Raw genomic sequence first — 18690 nt, 5'->3', positions numbered from 1 at the left:
ATGATGCTGGGGGTATGGAACTTCTTCACTGTTTGTAACTTTCTCCTTTTATGATTGTGTATTTTTAAGTTTTTATCGTAGATATTTTGTTGCCAATGCCGCAAGTGTCGCACTAATTGCATAATCCTACAGCATCGCGCAGTGTGTGGGCGTGTAATCTTGCAAAGTCGTAATGCCATTTTTGCCACAAACGCGGCATTGCGGATTTTGCTTTAAGGCAATTTTGCGAAAATTCATCTCCAACGCATCAAAGCTTAAAAGCTCATTATACAAAGGCGTGCCAATGCCGGTAATAATTTTTAGCACTTCAGCGGCTTGAATAGTGCCTAGCATACCAGCCACCGCGCCAAAAACCCCCGCTTGCGCGCAGTTTGGCACACTTCCTTCAGGCGGAGGAGCATTAAAAACGCACGCATAGCACGCGCTTTGCTTTGGCTTAATGCTCATGCTCTGCCCTGCAAAGCGCAAAATCCCCCCATAACTATAAGGCTTCTCAAGCAGTACGCACGCGTCGTTTATGAGAAACTTTGTGGCAAAATTATCCACCCCATCGACAATTACATCATATCGCGCAAAAATCTCTAGCGCATTACTCGCAGTTAGCCTCGTGTGGTAGGGCGTTATGGTGATATGTGGATTGAGTGCACTTAGTTTTTTATGCGCAGATTCTATCTTTGGCGTGCCAATTTCTTGCGTAGTGTGCAGGATTTGGCGCTGCAAATTGCTTAAATCTATGCTATCATCATCAATAATGCCAATCTCCCCCACGCCAGCCGCTGCCAAATAAAGCGCCACAGGTGAGCCAAGCCCACCTGCACCGATGACAAGCACTTTAGATTCTATAATTTTCTCCTGCCCCTTAAAGCCACATTCTTTTAGGCTAAAATGCCGCGCGTATCGCCTTAACTGCTCTTGAGTGAAGTTATACATATTTGCTTCCTTAACTTTGCTTTTTAGCGCCGTAATTTGCGCGCTTTTATTTTTACTATTTGCGCGCCTATTGATTGCCCTGAATAATGCCCAAAGCCTGCACGCAAAGATTTTTCCACGCCCCCTCATGTGCGATTAATCGGCATTGCTCAAAGGCAGGCGTGGCGTCTTGCTGCGTGCTTTTAAGCAGCGAGCCTTTGAGATAGAGGGCTTTTTGCTTATTATCATCATTTATATCTTTTTGCAATAAATCATCAAGTAGGCTCAAAGCCTCATTAGTGCGCTGTGTGCGAATGTAGCTTTGAATGAGCGCAAAATCCACATATGGAGAATCCGCGCTATTGCCTGTAATGCCCTGCAGGCGCAAAATATCTTTAGCATAGATTTCAATGCCTAGTTCATCTTTTTGTAATTCAGCACTTTTTAAAAGCGTGAGATTAACGCTTAGCATTTGGGGATTATTTGGCTCATTCTCCTTTAAAAATGCATAGGCTTTGAGCGTGCCCTCTTTGTCATCAAGTTGATTAAGCGCATTAAAGAGTGTAAAGCCCACATCATAGTGCGAGCGGCTTTTTAGGCTTTTAGCCAGCTCCAGCGCGTCCCTCCCTGCGCGTGCAGCACCTTTGTTATCGCCAAGTTTGGCGGCATTTAGGCTATCGCGGTAGAGCCACTCAAGCTTTTGGGGCAAATCTTTGGCATTTTCAGCCATATTCTGCGAGACCTGTGCGGCTTGCGAGTTTAGCGCTAGAGAATAGAGGCAGTCAAAAAGGGGCATTTTATCATTTGCCTCTACTTCTACTTGTGTGTAAGCAAGATAAGTGCTTGAAGCTGCCTTGCAGTCTTTATCTATGATATTTTTATGCAAAGCCGCAGCATAGGCTTTGGGGATAATAGGCGAGTGCTTAAGGTAGTCTTTTAGGGCTATGACTTCTGTGTATTTGCCTTCATCAAAGAGCGTTTGTGCCTTTAGCTCAAGGGCTTTTTCCTGCTCTGGCGAGTTGGTGTAATGCTCAATGATATAATCATATTTTTGGATTTTAGAATCTGCGCTCTCATCTTGAGCTAGGGCAAAAAGCAGTTTATCATCTCTATCTTTTATCTCATCAGCCTTTGGGCGATGCTCAAAATCTTGCAAAAATACTTTATTAATCCTATGCGCATCGTGCGGTGCGTTAGCGGCTTGATACCATAGACTTACATTATTGAGCAAATCCTCCTTAGAAATATCATCGCTTAAAAGGTTATTGTAAAGATACTCACCAAGCTGCGCGGCGATGAGGTAAAGCCCCTCTTCTGCTAGAAGCTTTAAAAAATCATAATTTTTAATAGGATATTTGGTAATGTAGCTAGGATTTACCTTAAACATCGTCTCCATAAGCTTTTGGGCTTGTGCTTTATCGTGGTTTTGTAGCCTTACCTTGCTCCACTCAATGGCAATAGCACTCGCACTATCTAAATCCGGAGCTTCTTGATAGGCTTGCGCAAAGAGCTTTGAGGCGACACTCGCGTCCGCACCGGTGTGGAAATTTTTGGCTAATGCCATTTTGGCAAGCGGCATATAGCGCGATTTAGGATATTCGCTAATAGTTCTATCAAAATAATATTTTGCCTCCTCTGGAATGCGCATATCCGCATAGGCGTTGCCAAGATAGTAAAGCACCTCTGGCACATTAGAATCTGTGGGATATTTTTTAATCCACTTAGTCCCCATATCCACTATCATATCGCTATTCTCTACAGAATCAAAATGCTCTAGCGCGCGCAGTCTAAATAGCAGCAAATCTTTAGTAAAAATACTCTTAGGATAGGCAATAAGCGTCTCATCAATGGCTTTAACCGCCTCGATATAAGCTTGATTTTGCATAAGTGTCTTAATCTGCGTATATACCGCAAAGTCCTCGCCCTCCTCATAATGCAGCGGTCCTCGATTAATATCTAAATCATTAAAAAATAAATCCTTATTTTTGATGATTTTTATGGGGAAATTAATGCCATTTGGCTTGTTTTGATAGGCGTGTTCATTAAGGAAAGGGATTTCATTTTTATAGCCAATGACTTGCCATGAAAGGCTTTGCTTTGGCTGTTCTTTGGTAATGGTAGTCGTGCCTTTTAAATCATGCGGCGTGGAAAAAAGCTTAATTTTATGCTTTGGTTCGATATAAAGATAGAATCTGCCATCAATTACACGACTCCAAAAGCGAAAAAATAGTGTTTCTGTAGGCGAAAAGCTCGCAATAGGCGTGCGCTCAATGGAGCAAACCACATATTTGACTACATTTTGCGTGTCGCGGTTTTCAGCGCATTCTAGTGGCTCTTTGTGGGCGATATTTAGCACAGAAAAATGCTCTTTTAACTCTTTGCCATAGTTTATAGTTACATCAAGGGCAAAGGCATAAAAAGGCAAGCACAGGGCTATAATCAATGTTCGCACGCACACTCCTAAGCTAAAAAGCCATAATTTTTAATACGCTAAAGCAAATTTTGAGCCATAAAATATAGAATCTAGGATTTTATCACACTTGCACACAATGATGGCACACAATGCAAACTAAGCACCTGCAAGAGCTACAATGACATCATACTTTTACTTCCACTTGCCTATACGGATAGCCCTTTATTTGCGCTTGCGGCAGGTATAAAAGCGCAATAGTCCCCTTTAACTGCGGCGCACGCATACAGAGCGCCTCTATTTGCTTACCCTCAAAACAGAGCCTAACGCGCTTATTATCTTGCAGTTTAAGTGCTGGGGCAAAAAGCGGTGGGCATTGCAAAAGTGGCAGTTGTGCGGCTTGCGGCAAGTCTTGCTGTGCGGCGGCGTGTGCGCTAAAAGGGCGCATATACACATAATGCCCATTAGATTCTGGCAGCTCCTCGCACGCTGTAAGTTGAGAGCGCACGCTAGATTCTATAATTTGTGGCGTTATAGAATCTGTAAGCTCTGGCATGATGAAATGCACAGCCTCGCACTTGCCAAGCGTGCCTAAAATTTGAGCTATTTCTGACGCGTTTAAATGCGCGGCTAGCTCGCTACCTAGCACTATGCCAAAGGATTGCATATGAAGGTGCGCACTTATCTCCTCTAGCTCCTCTTCGGCGATATTAGATTCTGAAGCCAAATAGCCAATATCTAGCGTTTTTAGCACATCTTTAAGTGCGCTTGAAGTATTTTCTAAAAGGGGAGTGAGCATATAGGCTAAAAGCCACGCCACGCCAAATTCTGTGCCAATCTCATAGCGCAAGTCCTCCGCGCAGAGGTGTTTATCCACAAAAAGCGGGTGCAGGATAAATATCTCGCGCCCTAAATCTTGTAAATACTCCAAATCTTGCGCCTGCCAGTAATAACCAAAACTAAGCAGTGATTTAAAAGAGCCAAAATCTTTTGTAATGGGTTTGTTTGCGATATTTGCAATACTTTGCGCAAAGTCTAGCATAGCGCGCTCGCTTTTAACATAAACATAATGCGCATAAAACCCACGCGCTTACTCGATGTTTGTATAAACAGCTTGCACATCATCATCATCTTCGATTCTATCAAGGAGCTTTTCAATATCTTGCATTTGCTCTTCGCTAAGCGTTATAGGGGAAGTTGGGATTCTCTGCAGGGCTGCTTTTAAAAGCGGAATTTGCAGCGCCTCAAAGCCCTCATTTAATCGCCCAAAGTCCTTATAATCCCCATAGGCTATATGATACACGCCCTCATCATCTTGCGCGCTTTGCATCTCCTCTAGCCCATAATCAATAAGTGTGAGCTCTAGCTCCTCTAAATCGCCATCAGTGCGGAACTCAAACACGCTTTTGCGCATAAACATAAAATCAATGGAACCATTGGTGAGAATGCTAGCATTAGGCGTTTTATTAAAATAGCTTTTGATATTGGCAATGGTGCGCGTGGGGTTGTCTGTGGTGCATTCAATAAAAATAAGCACGCCATTTGCTGCCTTGCCCTCATAAGTTACTTCGCTAAAAGTGCCATCTTTGCCGCTTGCGCGCTTAATGGCGGCATCGATATTATCCTTTGGCATATTTTGCGCTTTGGCATTAGCAATGGCTGTGCGCAGTTTGGCATTCATATTGGGGTCGCTGCCACCCTCTTTGGCTGCTACAGTGATACTTTTAGCAAGCTTTGGGAAAACCTTGCTCATTTTGTCCCATCGTTTTTCTTTGGCGGCACGGCGATACTCAAATGCTCGTCCCATAATGCTCCTTTCATCTCCGCGCTCATTTGGAGTGCAGCGCGGGGCTTATAGAATCTAACTTTGCTTATTTCACATAAGACCACGCGGCTTTTTTACAAAAAGCAACAGCGTGGCATTATAGAATCTCACCTTAAAAAACAAAGTTGATGAGTGCGCAAGCAATCATAACTTTATACTTTAGGCGCAAATATGGGCTTTGCTCATATTTGTAAGACCACGCGGCTTTTTTACAAAAAGCAACAGCGTGGCATTATAGAATCTCACCTTAAAAAACAAAGTTGATGAGTGCGCAAGCAATCATAACTTTATACTTTAGGCGCAAATATGGGCTTTGCTCATATTTGTAAGACCACGCGGCTTTTTTACAAAAAGCAACAGCGTGGCATTATAGCAAACTAAGATAATTTCGCGCTAGCCTACTTACAATGGATTCTATCTTAAAACTCCATTTGGATAGACATATAGTAGCGGCGCCCCTCGCGGATATAGTTATAAGCATTTGCATAGTCATACCCTAAAGCATTATTCGTAGTGTAGCGCTGATAATCTACAAAATCTACATCAAAAAGATTATATATTGCTAGATTAAGCCTTAAATGCTCCAAAGGTTTAAAGTATGCGCCAAGATGCGTGAGATAAATTGGCTTATAAAATTCTCCAAGCGTTGCAGCCATGGTATTTGGCACACTTGGGTCACCTCTATAAATGCCCGCTTTATATTCTTCTCTAATATAGAATCCAAAAGAGCGCGTATCATAATTAAGCGAGGCATTAAGATTGTGTAGCGGCACATTTGTAAGTCTTGTGCCTACATTTGCTACATTACCTGATTTTGTAATTTCTGTTTTTGTATAGGTATAAGCAGCATTTAAACCTACATCACCATAGCCTACTGATATAGGCTTAATCCCTAAAGCCACCTCCGCACCATAGCTTTTTGCCTTATCTACATTCACATACGCAGAGCATGTAGTGCCACCACATATAAAGCCATTTATAGTTTGTCCATTTTGCACACTGCCGGTGTTATCAATTTTATTTGTAAAATCCGTATAGAACCCGGTAAGAGATATATTAAGATATTCATTATCACTTATTGCGGAGAATTCATAATTAATGCTAGATTCTGGCTTTAGGTTTGGATTACCATAAGTGTGTGTCGTACCTTGTCCGCTTAAATTTGCCACGCCACTAACAAGGCGTGAGAGAGAGGGAGTTTTATACCCTGTAGATACACCTCCCTTAAAAGTGAGCCACTCATCAATAGCATTATATGCTAGATAGATTCTAGGAGAGGCATTTGCGCCAAATATGGAGTTAAAATTCCCTCTTAAGCCTGTGGTAAGAAAGATTTTATCAATAAACATAAACTCCGCTTCACCAAAAAGTGCGCCGATGTGCTGCTCTTGGGTAGCTTTGCCACCTGCTGCTTGAAAAAGTTTATCATGAAAAGTATTATACCAATAGCGCGCGCCAAGCGTAGTATTTACCCCAAACCACGAAGCTACATTAAAAAGCATATTGCTTTTTGCATCAAGGATAATATCCTCCCCTCTTAATTCACGGCTATCACCCGCTTTTACGCCATTTCCTGTCCTTAGTCCATCAATAGTAGGCGCAGAGGCCGAAAAAGTGCCTGTTGGCACATATCTGTGCGGATTAGCGGTGATATTATATTGCAGGCTTGTATCAAATTTAAGGCGTGAGAGTAGGGCATTTGGATTATCAATATATGTGCCATTGTAGGCGAGTATCGTATTAAGGCGTGATATATCCATACTTGCTCCATAGCCATTTCTTGCTTGTTTTAGCTCCTCTGTCGTATCGGCTGCATTATTCCCATAGTTACCAAGCAGGGCTTGTGAATTATCATAGTTTTGCTGAGCATAGTCTATGTCAAAATATGCGTTATGTTTTGGTTGATTGCCAATATTTGCAAGTGAATGCCAAGTGAGCCTTGAGCCGATATTAAAGATATTTGCAGGAGCTAGCCCTACTAGGTTACTCCGTCCCGCTGTTGCAGTGATAGATTGTCCTTGATTATTAACATCTGGATACTTGGCAAGACTTGTGCTAGGGACAAAATCACGCGTATAGATTCTACCCCTTAGCGCAAGCCCAATATTTTTTGCCTCATTTAATGGACCTGTGGTATAGAAATTAAAGCCTTGCGTATTTCCAAAGGATTTATTTTCTTGCATGGTGTAATCATAACCTATACTCGCGCCCCATTTATCAAAGCTTTTTTTAGTGATAATATTTACCACGCCACCAATCGCATCACTTCCATAGAGCGTAGAGGCAGGACCGCGTATGACTTCTATTCGCTCAATGGCACTCATAGGCGGCATAAAGCTAGTAACACTATCACTAAAGGCATTTGGGAACAGCTCAGAGTCGCCATTAATGCGTTTGCCATCGACAAGGATAAGCGTATAGCCACTGCCCATACCGCGGATAGAAATACCATAGCCGCCTGTCTTTGTCACGCCACTATCGATACTTACGCCCGGCACATTGCTAAGGGCTTCAGCTAGGTCTCGCACAGGGCGAGTTTGGATTTCTTGCGGAGAGACGACAGAGATAGAAGCGGGAGCTAGCGTATGGTCTTGCTCAAACCCAGAGGCAGTAACGACAGAGCGTCCTAAATTTACATTTTTTACTTTAGAATCACTTTCATTTTTGGAGTTAGTTTGTATCTGCCCCCCCCCCCGTTATATTGCTGCTTGTTTGTGTTTCATCAGCATGCAACGCAGACGCCGCCACAATACTGCTACAAAGCACAAACGCGCGAAAACTTGAAAAACGCATAATCAAATCCTTTCAACAAAAAATATTTTACAACTTAATATTAATAATAAATCTCGAGTTGTAATGCTTTTCATTGTAGCTTTTTAAGCTGAAATTAAAATAAATTTATAGAATCTAACCTTAAAGACCAAGTTGATAGATTAGCTAAAGCTTAAGCTATAACTTTATACTTTAGGCGCACAGATGAGCTTTGCTCATTTGGGCAAGACCACGCGGCTTTTTATAAAAAAGCAACAGCGTGGGAAATTATAGAATCTAGCCTAGCGTTTAAGGTTTAGCGCTTCTTTTACTAGCTCATCGCCTGTGGTGAAAGCCTTTGCATTCATTGAGTAGCCGCGCTGCATCACGATTAGTTCAGTGAGAGCATTGCCCACATCGACATTGCTTGTCTCAAGGTGTTTATACAGCACAGAGCCAAATTTGAGATTTAAGCCCTCCCAGCCCAAAATTGGACGCCCGCTAATGGTGCTTGCATCACCATTTACTACCATTTCGGTCATCTCAAAGAGATTGCCTCCCACTTTCCTTAAGCCTTGGTCATTCACAAACGCCGCAATCCCCACGCGCCCCATAGGCTCATACGCACCATTATCAAAAGCAAGAAAAATAATGCCATCTTTATCGATGCGCACATCGCGCAAATGTCCCTCCGCTCTGCCATCTTGCTCTTTATTCAAAATCCCAGAATCTCGATAGACAAAATTTGAACTTTGCGTATCTTTGGCACCTGCTAGGTTATACTGCACTTTGTTATTGCCAAATTCAAGCGTTACTGGCTCTGCTGTGGGCTTGCCCTGCTCATCAAAAGATATATTATGCACCACATAATCAGGGCTTATCATAATCTCCCCGTGCTGGTCAAACACCGCAGAGCGCACCTCCCACACTTCGTTTGTGGGGGGATTAGATTCTGTATTGCCAGATGAAACCATAAAATAATGGCTTTGGATAAGGAATTTTTTGCCGCTTTCATCATAAATTTCGGCATTAGTTTGATAGCTTGGCATTTGTATAAAGCCGCTGTGAAAACTATCGCCGCGTATGGGCTTCCAGCCTACAGAATCTGCTTTAGGATTACTTGAGCCGCTACCGACTATTTTACGATACAAATTCCCCTCATAACTCACAATATCATCAACTTGATAAGTCGTGCCTTGCGTGAATGCAGGCGGTAGAGCAGATTCTATATTCCCTAGCTCCTCCCAATTACCCTCTGCTATGGGATTATTCCCCGCTTGAGTGGTGCGGCGATAGATTTTGCCATTATCAGCCACCACATCGCCCTCTAAATATGTCGCATTATCGCTCCACTGCGCGATAGCGCCTGTGTCCAAAATACGCCAATTCTCTTTATCATTAAAGGGGTCTTCGCTTTTGCCTAGCTCGCCTGTGCGGATAAACACCACGCCTTTATACTGCACAATGGCATTTTTCTCATACGCTCTATTGGCATTAAAGTTTGCGCCCACACCGCTGCTAAAGCTATCATTTTTACCCTTTAAGCCTAGCTTTTCAAATAAGCTCCCGCCAAGCTCAAGATTTAGATTTTTATATGAATTATTTTTTAGCTCTAAGCTTACTTTTTCCCCCACCTTGCCATCTGCGGCTTTATTTACTTCTAAATCTAATCCCACTTTATCGCGCAAAAGATTTTTTAAATCATTAAATGTGCGGAATTCTCCCGCTTCAGCCCCACCTTGCCCATATTTAAAAGTAAGCGTTTCTTTCTTGCCATCTTTATCAAGAATTAAGCGCACTTCATTGTAGCTTGGCGCATTAAGCGGCACATCATCGGTTGCAAAGGCATTAATATCTGTATTCATAAATCGCTCAATATCAAACTCGCCATTATTGTCATTAAAAAACGCGCGCACCGAAGTGGCATTCTCATTTTTATTAAGATTTACGCTCATATCAAGCTTTGTGGTAAGCACAGGGCGATAATAGAGATTTTGCGGGATTTGCATGGGTTGTAATTTACCAGTAGCTAGCGCTTCAAAGTCTGCCTCCTCGCTTTTACTTGAAGTGTAAATGCCATTTTCAATTTTGCCCAAATCCACGCCATACATATAATATCCACTTGTATTAACGATATAGCCCTCGCCATCGCGCAAAAACGAGCCATCGCGCGTGAAATAATTCCTCTGCTTTTTTTCATAGCCATCATCTTTAATCTCAAAAGAGCCGCTTTTTTGCTCGCCTACAATAAACCAGCCCTTGCCCTCATAGGCGACATTAAATTCCCCATCGCTTGCTTTGTAGCTCCCGCTGCGTGTGGATATGGCATTACTTGATTTAGTCGCGCCATAATTCATATCATTATTAATAGGCGAATCGGCATTAAGCGAATCCATGTTGGTGCTAAAGAGGCTTTCAAATTGTGGGATATTCTCTCTATAGCCGATAGTATTGACATTGGCAATATTATTTGAGATAGAATCTAGCCCAAATTGATGTGTTTTAATGCCGCTGTATGAATTAATCAAAGTATCATTCATTGCCCCGCGTCCTTATTGTAAAACTCAATAGCACTATCAAGGGGCAAAATCATATCGCCCATTCTTAGCATAGGATTGCCTTTATCAAAAATAATGCTCTGCACCTCGCCACGCCCAACGCGCGCTGTGTGATATTGCTTTGTATCTTCATTTAAATTATATTCTGCGCGAATGTTATATGTGCCATCATCGACCTGCCGCCCTTGATTATCAAGCGTATCCCAGTTAAATTCCAAATACCCGCGCTCATTTGCCCTATCTTTTAGCGATATACTCTTTACCATTTCATTATTGCTATTAAAAATATAAATGGTAGGTTCGCCCTTTTTGGGGTCTATTTTTTCATCAAAATAGATAGAGAATTTTACTGCCTTGCCCTTCTGCACATTCACACCAAAAACATCTGTTTCAGCCACTTTGCCTATCATGGACACCGTATTTAGCGCATTAAGTTGCGCAGTGGCGACATTAGATTTAGCTGTATCTTGCATACCTTGATTGAGTGCTTCAAGTGATTCTTTCATTTGGGCTTGAAATTCTTTAAGCTCTTTATTGGTTTCTTGCGTGCTTTTCATCGCTTCAGCCACTTCAACCATAGTCTTTTTATTTTGCTCTTGCATTTCTACTTGCGTGAGTTGAGCAGTTTGGGTAATGATTTTATCCGTCTCCATAGGCGCGGTGGGGTCTTGATTTTTGAGCTGCTCCAAAAATAGGCGCATAAACGCGTCATTATCTAGCTCATTTATGTTGCGCACTTTTTCTTTTTCCTTAGCGATTTTTGCCGCGCTGCCTGTTACTTCTGCTAAATCAATTGCCATTTTTTATCCTTTTATAGAATCTAGGTTTTAAGCGTATTTGGGAAGTGTGATATTCATCACCTGCATTTCATTACTTTGCAAATCCTCCAAGCTATTTTTGTTCCCTTCTTCTTGTTCTGCTGCTTGATTATTTTGCCTTTGCGTGCCTGAACCACCGCCACCGCCCTCATTTGAAGCAAAACTCAAATCCACATTATTAAAGCCTACTTGTGTGAGATTTGCCTTGAAATCTGCTTGATTTTGCAGGAATAATCCAATGGCTGTGGCGTTTGATAGCACTTGAATGTGCAAATCTTTGCCCTTTTTGGTGATAGTAAGCTCCAAGGTGCCTAGATTCTGTGGATTAAGCTCAAGGCTAAGCTTAGTGATGGGTGGCTTGTAGTTTAGCACCTCTTCACGCAGGCTTTGTGCGAAATTCCTTAGGCTTTGCTTTGCCTGTGCGGAGCGGTATAGAATCTGCGTGCGCTGTGCTTGCGCACTTTGAGCTGTCTCAAGACTTTGTTTATTTGCACTAGCCTTTGGCTTAGATTCTATATCTGGCTCATCTTTGGCTTTTTCGCCCTTTTTTTTGCCCCCATTCATGAGCATTTCAGCAAAGCTTGGCGCCTCCTCCTGCTCTTGTGCGGCTAGATTCTGTGCTGGCTCATCAAGGCTTAGCGCTTGACTTTGCGCACTTTGGCTCTGAGCAGGCTTAGCGCTTGACTCTGCGTTTTGAGGCTTTTGCGTCTTTTGTTTTTTCTCCTCTTTAGAATCTTTAGCATTTTTCGCACCCGTCTCCAAAGCTGCTAGCGCAGGTGCTTGGACTTTGGCATTATCTTTTGGCGCTATATTTTGTTTTTGTGAGCCTTTGGCGCTTTGCTCCTGCAGGGGTGCTGGGAGGATTTCATCTATAGCATTTTCACTTGATTGTAAATCCTCACTATTTGATGCAGCAAGCGCGCTTGCTAATTTTGGCTCATGGATAACCTCGCCTTTGGGATTTTGCGCACTTTGGGCTGGGAGGGAATCTTGCTTTTTATTTTTTGCGCTCTTAGCGCCTTTTTTCTTATCTCCCTTAGCTTGCAGCTCCTCTTGAGCGGCTTTTTGAGCAGTTTTGGGCTTAGATTCTATATTTTTGCCCTTTTTTGCGTCTAGTATTTGGCTAGTTTTGCTTGCAGGCTCATCTAAAGCCTCGCTAAGCGGGCTTTCTTTGGGTGCATTATCAGCTAGAGCCTGTTTTAAAAGATTTGGCTTTGTTTTTTGAGATTGTGCCTCTGCTAGCTCTTGTGTGTTTTTACCGGGCTATGTCCTTTAGAGGAAGTGCGCTGCTCGCCTCATTGTCAGCCTTTTTTACGGGATATTCATTATTAATTTTGCTTGTGATATTTTTAGGCTTTTTCGTGCCGCGCTGCACAATGGCTATTCTGTCTGTGTTATTTTCATATTCGTAATTAATGCGCTCTTTAGCCGAGCTAGGCACGCCCTTTGGCTTTTGTGGCACAAGCTTGGCTAATTCTGCCTCAGGCTCTTGTGCGCTCTGCGCTAGTGGCGCATTTTGTGCAGGGGTGCTTTGCACGCTAAGCTTGCTAGGATTAAGATTTTTAGCTTTGGCTAGATTCTCAACATCTTTCAAAGTCTTATCCGCAGACTCCTCTATGGCTTTTGAAGCTTGTGGAGCGGGCATTGGCGCAAGCTTTTGGGCAAGCTCCTGCTTAGCCTTAGCTTGTGCGTTGTTCGTTTGGCTAAGTGGCGCGCTTAGGGCTTCTACAAGCGGATTGTGCTCCTTTGGCTTTGCCTCTTTGGAGGATTTAGCAATTTTCTCCTGCAAACCAATTTTAGAATCCTCACTCGCACTATCTTTAAAATCAAACGCACTAGGAGCGGCTTTAGCATTGCTTTGCGTCTTATTTGATTGCAGGCTTTGTGCGAGTAAATCGCCCTCTTTTTGCGCATTTACACTTTGCGCCACATTTTGGGCATTATTTGGCTGCTTTGCTTTATTTACTTGCGCACCCTCAACGCCCTTAGCTTTTGCCTCCACTTTTTTTTCGGTGGATTTGAGCGGCTTTGTTTTAGCATCTTTTACCTCTTTAGCGTCCTTTGGTGACTTGTCTGCTTGGGCTTCTTGCGCCTTTTTAGCAAACATATTTTCAAATTTACTCTCTAGCTTGCTAACCTCGCTCATAGGCGAGTTTGGGCGTTTCTCTATTATAGAATCTGGCTTGTTTAAAATTGTGTTTTGCATAGAATCTAACATAACAACTCCTTGCTCAAAAATATATGAAAGCATAAGCAAAATGCATTCCTAAAATATATAAAAACTATGGCAGCCTTAAAGCAAGATTCTATACAATGGCGTATTTATAGAATCTACCTCATTTTAAAGGCGATGTGATGAAATATAGCGCGATTTTGCTCCTCTCTTGCGTGCTTAGCTGCCCTTTTGTGAAAGCTAAGAGTGGCTTTGCGCTCTATAGCGATGTGATGCAGATTTTGCCCTTTGTGATGATGGCATATAGCTATAGCATTGATGATGTGCAGGGTGTGAAAGAGCAAGCCATAGGCGCTGGTGGCACACTGCTTAGTATGTTTGCTATTAAGCAGAGCTTTGCCTATATTGCGCGCGATAATCCTGCTAAAGCGCGCATTTCACAGCGCCCAAGCCCTTATGATAAGCACTTTGATGGCTTTCCCTCCGGGCATACAGCGTTTGTGTTTTCAAGTGTGGGCTTTGCGCAAAAGCGCTATGGGTGGAAATTCTCCCTGCCATTAGGCATTATTGCCACTTCTGTTGGATTTTCTAGAATCTATGCGGATAAACACGACGCCCTGCAGGTGCTAAGCGGTGCGCTACTAGGCTTTGGCATATCTTATCTATGTGCTTCAAAATATCCGCTAAGCGCGTGGGTAGATAGTGCGCACGATGGTAGCGTGAGCTATCATTTGGGATACCTTATGAGGTTTTAGATTCTATAAAAACTACAGAATCTAGATTCTGTATATCATTATTTAGGCTAGGCTCGCTTGGGCTTTTTTAGCATTGCTTAGCATAAGTTTTATGCGATTTTCTTGATTGACTTTTGTCGCGCCGGGGTCGTAATCAATAGATACGATGTTGCTTTGAGGATTGCGCTCTTTAATGGTTTTCATCATACCGCGCCCTACGATGTGATTAGGCAAGCAGCCAAATGGTTGTGTGCAGACGATATTTTGCACATCTTGATTGATAAGCTCAAGCATTTCAGCAGTGAGCAGCCAGCCCTCTCCCATATTCATCGCCTCGCTCACATAGCCATCAACAAGCTTTTTAGTGTGCTTAAAGGGCGTTGGCGCTCTAAAGGCGCCATGTTTTTTAATAATTTTAATCATATCTGATTGCTTGTTGGCAAAATACCAATACACCACGCGGTAAATGAGGCTTTGTGCGAGCGTGCCGCCATACATTTTATTCCCAACAATAGTATCATTTATGCAGTAAAGACAAAAGTCCAAAAAGCCCGGTATCACTACTTCGCAATTTTCGCCTAAAAGGAAATCCTCCAAATTATTATTGCCAAGGGGCGAGAATTTGATATAGATTTCACCCACGATACCCACGCGGATTTTAGGTTCGCTCTCCCGCTCAATGCTTGCAAAATCATCTAAAATAAGCCATAAATCTTTCTTAAGCGCGCTGTATTTTTGCAATCCCTCATCTGTGCCTTTTGTGGTAATGCGAGTAACCCACTTATCCACCATTTTATCTGTATCGCCCTTATGTTTCTCATACGCGCGGCATTGATTAGCAATATGCATAACCAAATCACCATAAATGATAGCATTTAAGAAATTTTGCAGCATAGGGCGCGTAACGCTAAAGCCTTGATTAGATTCTAAGCCGCTAAAGTTAAGTGAAATTACAGGGATAGCGCCAAAGCCAGCTTTATTTAACGCCTTGCGCAAAAGATAAATGTAATTACTCGCGCGGCAGCCTCCGCCTGTTTGCGTGATTAAAAGCGCGACTTTATTTAAATCCCACTTGCCGCTTTTTAGCGCATCAATCATCTGCCCAATCACAAGTAACGCAGGATAGCAAGTATCATTATGCACATTTCTTAATCCCTCATCTACCACGCCTTTGCCATCATTATGGAGTAATTCAGCCTTGTAGCCATGCAGGTGCAAAATATTTACAAGTAATTGAAAATGTATAGGCAGCATCATAGGCACTAAAATTGTATGCGTTTGCTTCATCTCTGCTGTGAATGGCACGCGTTTAAGCTCGCGCTTGTTTTCAGGCTTCATAATCAGCGATGAAGTATTTGCATTCTGCCAAGATTTGATGTGTGGGGTCATTTTTTGCGTCATAGTAATCCTTTCCCTTTGAAGTTAGACATTTTCTAGTATGGGCTGTGAGCCAAGTATGTGTTTTGCTCGATTTTGGGCTTGTTTTTCCTCCATAGCGCCAAGTAGGCTGCGGATTCTAATTTTTACCGCGCCAAGATTGCTAATCTCATCAATTTTAAGCTGCGTGTAGAATTTGCCATTTGCCTCCAAAATCTCGCGCACTTCATCACTTGTGATAGAATCTATCCCACAGCCAAAGCTAACTAACTGCACAAGCTCGACATTATCATACTTGCTAGCAAGCGCAGCGGCATTATATAGGCGTGAATGATAGCTCCATTGATTAAGAATATGCAGCTCACCCGCCTCTGCTAAATGCTCAATAGAATCCTCGCTTAGCACCACAAGCCCTAAAGAATTAATAAGCTTATCAATGCCGTGATTAATCTCTGGGTCGATGTGGTATGGGCGTCCGCACAGCACGATGGCTTTAAGTTTATTGCTGCGGGCAAATGCGAGCGCTTTCTCTCCTTGCTCTTTTACATCACTTAGCCACTCATCGCGCACTTCATAGGCTTTCTGCACGGCATTAAGGAATGATTTTTTATCCGCACCAAGCTCTTTTTTGAAAAATGCAAAGCCTTTCTTTTTGAAATCTTCTTTTTTATGTAAGCCAAAATATGGGTAGAAAAATCGCACCGCGCGCAGTTTATCGACATTAGCATTGAGTAATTCTGGATAGTATGCTACTACAGGGCAATTGTAGTTATTTGTGCTAGAATCTTTATGCTTTTCATCACCTGCAAAGCTGTAACTCATACAAGGATAAAAGATTTTATCCACGCCTTTATTGAGTAGATTCTCAATATGCCCATGTAGCAGTTTAGCAGGATAGCACACCGTATCGCTAGGGATTGAATATTGCCCAAGTGCAAAGGTCTTGCGCGTAGTGACATCTGATACTACCACTTCATAGCCTAGCTCGCTTAAAAGCGTGTGCCAAAAAGGCAAATTCTCATACATATTAAGCCCTAGAGGAATGCCGATTTTGCCCTTTGTGAGCTTAGATTTGTCCATATTTTCATACGCGCAGAGGGCTTTAAGTTTATTAAGCTTGTAATCATACAAATTAGGCAAGAAAAGTAGCTTTTTAATGCCAAGGGGTTTATCACAGCGATTGCCTGAAATAAATTTTTTCCCCTCACCAAAGCGATTAATAGTAAGCTGACAATTATTGCCGCAGATTCTGCACACGCTAGCTGTAGCAGTGTGTGTGAAAGTGCTTAAATCATTTTGGCTCATAGTGCTTGACTGCTCTAATCCTAGTGCCTTTGCGTAAAGTGCCGCGCCAAAAGCCCCCATAAGTCCGCTGATTTTGGGGCGTATAACTTCCCTACCAATTTCTTTTTCAAAGCTTCTTAGCACAGCATTATTTAAAAATGTCCCGCCTTGCACGACAATTTGTTTGCCCAAATCATCTGCATCGCGCGCGCGTATAACCTTATAAATAGCATTTTTTACCACACTCATCGAAAGTCCAGCGCTAATATCCTCAATGCTAGCGCCCTCTTTTTGTGCCTCTTTTACAGAGCTATTCATAAACACTGTGCAGCGTGAGCCTAGCTCAACAGGGTGCTTAGATTCTAATCCTAACTTTGAGAAAGTTTGTATATCATATCCCATAGAGCGCGCAAAGGTTTCTATAAAGCTCCCACAGCCGCTTGAACAGGCTTCATTGAGCATTATAGAATCTATGGTTTGATTTTTGATATAAAAGCATTTCATATCCTGCCCACCGATGTCTATGATAAAATCAACTTTGGGATTAAAGTATTTTGCCGCTTTGAGATGTGCCATAGTCTCCACAAGCCCCGCATCAAGGCTAAATCCTGCCTTAATAAGCTCCTCGCCATAGCCTGTAACGGCTGAACCTTTGATATTAATCTTATCGCCAAAATGCTCATAAATATATTTAAGCTGCGTGGAGATGACTTCTACGGGATTACCTTTATTAGAATTATAGTATTGATATAAAATTGCATTATGGCTATCTAGCATAGCTAGCTTTGTAGTCGTGCTGCCGCAATCTATGCCGATATAGACATCAACTTTTTGATAATTATTAGCTTTATACGCAGATTCTATATCCACTTCATTGACATTGGCGCTTTCATGCCGCGCGATAAAGGCATCATAATCATCTTGTGAGGCAAAAAGCGGCTCGAGATATTTATTTGTAGAAGCTGCGTTTTTGCTTGCCTCCAAAGTGGCTATGAGGGATTTACAAGTAAAGGTTTTCTCAACTTCGCGCGCCTGTAGTGAAACACCAATAGCCACAGCATATTGGGCAAAGTCTGGGAAAATGGCATGCTTTTCATCAAGGTTTAAAGTCTGTGCAAAGCGCTCTTGCAAGCCTTTGTAATAAAAAAGCGGACCCCCTAGAAATAAAATCTTACCCTCAATCTTGCGCCCTTGCGCTAACCCGGTGATAGTTTGATTGACCACTGCTTGAAAGATACTTGCAGCAATGTCCTCTTTATTTACCCCTTGATTTAAAAGCGGCTGCACATCAGTTTTGGCAAACACGCCACAGCGCGAAGCGACAGGATATATCTTTTTATGCTCGAGCGAGATTCTATCAAACTCTTCAGCACTTATGGCAAGCAGCGTTACCATTTGGTCGATAAATGCTCCCGTGCCACCTGCGCATGAGCCATTCATACGCTCTTCAGTCCCACCTGTGAGAAAGATAATCTTTGCGTCCTCCCCACCTAGCTCGATAACAGCATCAGCATCAGGCACGAGATGCTTTACCGCGCCCGCTGTAGCAAAGACTTCTTGCACAAAGTCAATGCCCGTTGCCTTGCAGATTCCAAAGCCTGCGGAACCAGAAATAGCTACTTTAAGCTCTGTATCGCCGATAGTCTGCGCTATGCGCTGCACAATCTCAATGCTTTTTTCTCTTACCTTTGAGTAATGTCGCTCATAGTGTTGGAAAATAATCTCATCGCCGTCCATAAGCGCGACTTTTGCTGTGGTGCTGCCTATATCAATGCCTAGTGTCAAAGCCATGTAACCCCCTATTTAAGCAATTAGCAAATACTTACAAATGTTGTGGATTGTTGCGCATAA

General features: G+C 42.6%; 13 protein-coding genes. 1 reads left to right on the top strand and 12 read right to left on the bottom strand.

Annotation, left to right across the window (positions count from 1 at the left end; genetic code table 11):
* Nucleotides 1-126: 126 nt before the first annotated feature.
* The 10 genes from LS71_RS06745 to LS71_RS06705 form a co-directional block, all read right to left on the bottom strand.
* A complete protein-coding gene (locus tag LS71_RS06745; protein ID WP_034356496.1) occupies nucleotides 127-930 on the bottom strand; it encodes a HesA/MoeB/ThiF family protein in 804 nt (267 codons plus the stop codon).
* 67 nt (nucleotides 931-997) lie between these two features.
* On the bottom strand, nucleotides 998-3361 hold the full coding sequence (locus LS71_RS06740; RefSeq protein ID WP_238700371.1) for a DUF7494 domain-containing protein: 2364 nt from the start codon (nucleotides 3359-3361) through the stop codon (nucleotides 998-1000).
* A 145-nt stretch (nucleotides 3362-3506) separates the two neighbouring features.
* On the bottom strand, nucleotides 3507-4361 hold the full coding sequence (locus LS71_RS06735) for a hypothetical protein (protein ID WP_034356482.1): 855 nt from the start codon (nucleotides 4359-4361) through the stop codon (nucleotides 3507-3509).
* Nucleotides 4362-4409: 48 nt separating this feature from the next.
* Nucleotides 4410-5126: a YebC/PmpR family DNA-binding transcriptional regulator gene (locus LS71_RS06730; protein WP_034356479.1), complete on the bottom strand. Its 717-nt coding sequence runs from the start codon at nucleotides 5124-5126 to the stop codon at nucleotides 4410-4412.
* A gap of 437 nt (nucleotides 5127-5563) precedes the next feature.
* Nucleotides 5564-7711, bottom strand: coding sequence for a TonB-dependent receptor domain-containing protein (locus LS71_RS06725; RefSeq protein ID WP_275050995.1), 2148 nt, complete (start codon nucleotides 7709-7711; stop codon nucleotides 5564-5566).
* Between the two features lie 103 nt (nucleotides 7712-7814).
* Nucleotides 7815-7937 (bottom strand): hypothetical protein, encoded by a 123-nt coding sequence (locus LS71_RS09825; protein ID WP_275050993.1) that lies wholly within the window; start codon nucleotides 7935-7937, stop codon nucleotides 7815-7817.
* 260 nt (nucleotides 7938-8197) lie between these two features.
* A complete protein-coding gene (locus LS71_RS06720) occupies nucleotides 8198-10435 on the bottom strand; it encodes a flagellar hook-basal body complex protein (protein WP_034355365.1) in 2238 nt (745 codons plus the stop codon).
* Nucleotides 10432-11253: a flagellar hook assembly protein FlgD gene (gene flgD, locus LS71_RS06715; protein WP_034355370.1), complete on the bottom strand. Its 822-nt coding sequence runs from the start codon at nucleotides 11251-11253 to the stop codon at nucleotides 10432-10434. The genes LS71_RS06720 and flgD overlap by 4 nt, the downstream gene beginning before the upstream one ends.
* 27 nt (nucleotides 11254-11280) lie before the next feature.
* Nucleotides 11281-12033 carry a flagellar hook-length control protein FliK gene (gene fliK, locus LS71_RS06710; protein WP_052058073.1) on the bottom strand — a complete coding sequence of 251 codons (753 nt, stop codon included), beginning with the start codon at nucleotides 12031-12033 and terminating at the stop codon, nucleotides 11281-11283.
* Nucleotides 12034-12526: 493 nt separating this feature from the next.
* Nucleotides 12527-13489 carry a hypothetical protein gene (locus tag LS71_RS06705; RefSeq protein WP_034355372.1) on the bottom strand — a complete coding sequence of 321 codons (963 nt, stop codon included), beginning with the start codon at nucleotides 13487-13489 and terminating at the stop codon, nucleotides 12527-12529.
* Nucleotides 13490-13626: 137 nt separating this feature from the next.
* On the opposite strand from LS71_RS06705, the gene LS71_RS06700 reads away from it, so the two are divergent.
* Nucleotides 13627-14199, top strand: coding sequence for a phosphatase PAP2 family protein (locus LS71_RS06700; RefSeq protein ID WP_138109869.1), 573 nt, complete (start codon nucleotides 13627-13629; stop codon nucleotides 14197-14199).
* Between the two features lie 42 nt (nucleotides 14200-14241).
* Here the strand turns inward: LS71_RS06700 and LS71_RS06695 are convergent, their stop codons facing one another.
* Together LS71_RS06695 and LS71_RS06690 are read right to left on the bottom strand one after the other, a co-directional pair.
* Nucleotides 14242-15579 carry a 2-hydroxyacyl-CoA dehydratase gene (locus LS71_RS06695; protein ID WP_081946278.1) on the bottom strand — a complete coding sequence of 446 codons (1338 nt, stop codon included), beginning with the start codon at nucleotides 15577-15579 and terminating at the stop codon, nucleotides 14242-14244.
* A gap of 21 nt (nucleotides 15580-15600) precedes the next feature.
* The gene (locus LS71_RS06690) at nucleotides 15601-18630 is read right to left on the bottom strand and encodes an acyl-CoA dehydratase activase (protein WP_034355378.1); all 3030 of its coding nucleotides are present in this window, start codon (nucleotides 18628-18630) and stop codon (nucleotides 15601-15603) included.
* Nucleotides 18631-18690 lie beyond the last annotated feature (60 nt).

The organism is Helicobacter jaachi (assembly GCF_000763135.2).
Classification (GTDB): domain Bacteria; phylum Campylobacterota; class Campylobacteria; order Campylobacterales; family Helicobacteraceae; genus Helicobacter_C; species Helicobacter_C jaachi.
Note: the sequence above shows the minus strand (reverse complement) of the source record. Positions and strands in the feature narration are given on the sequence as shown.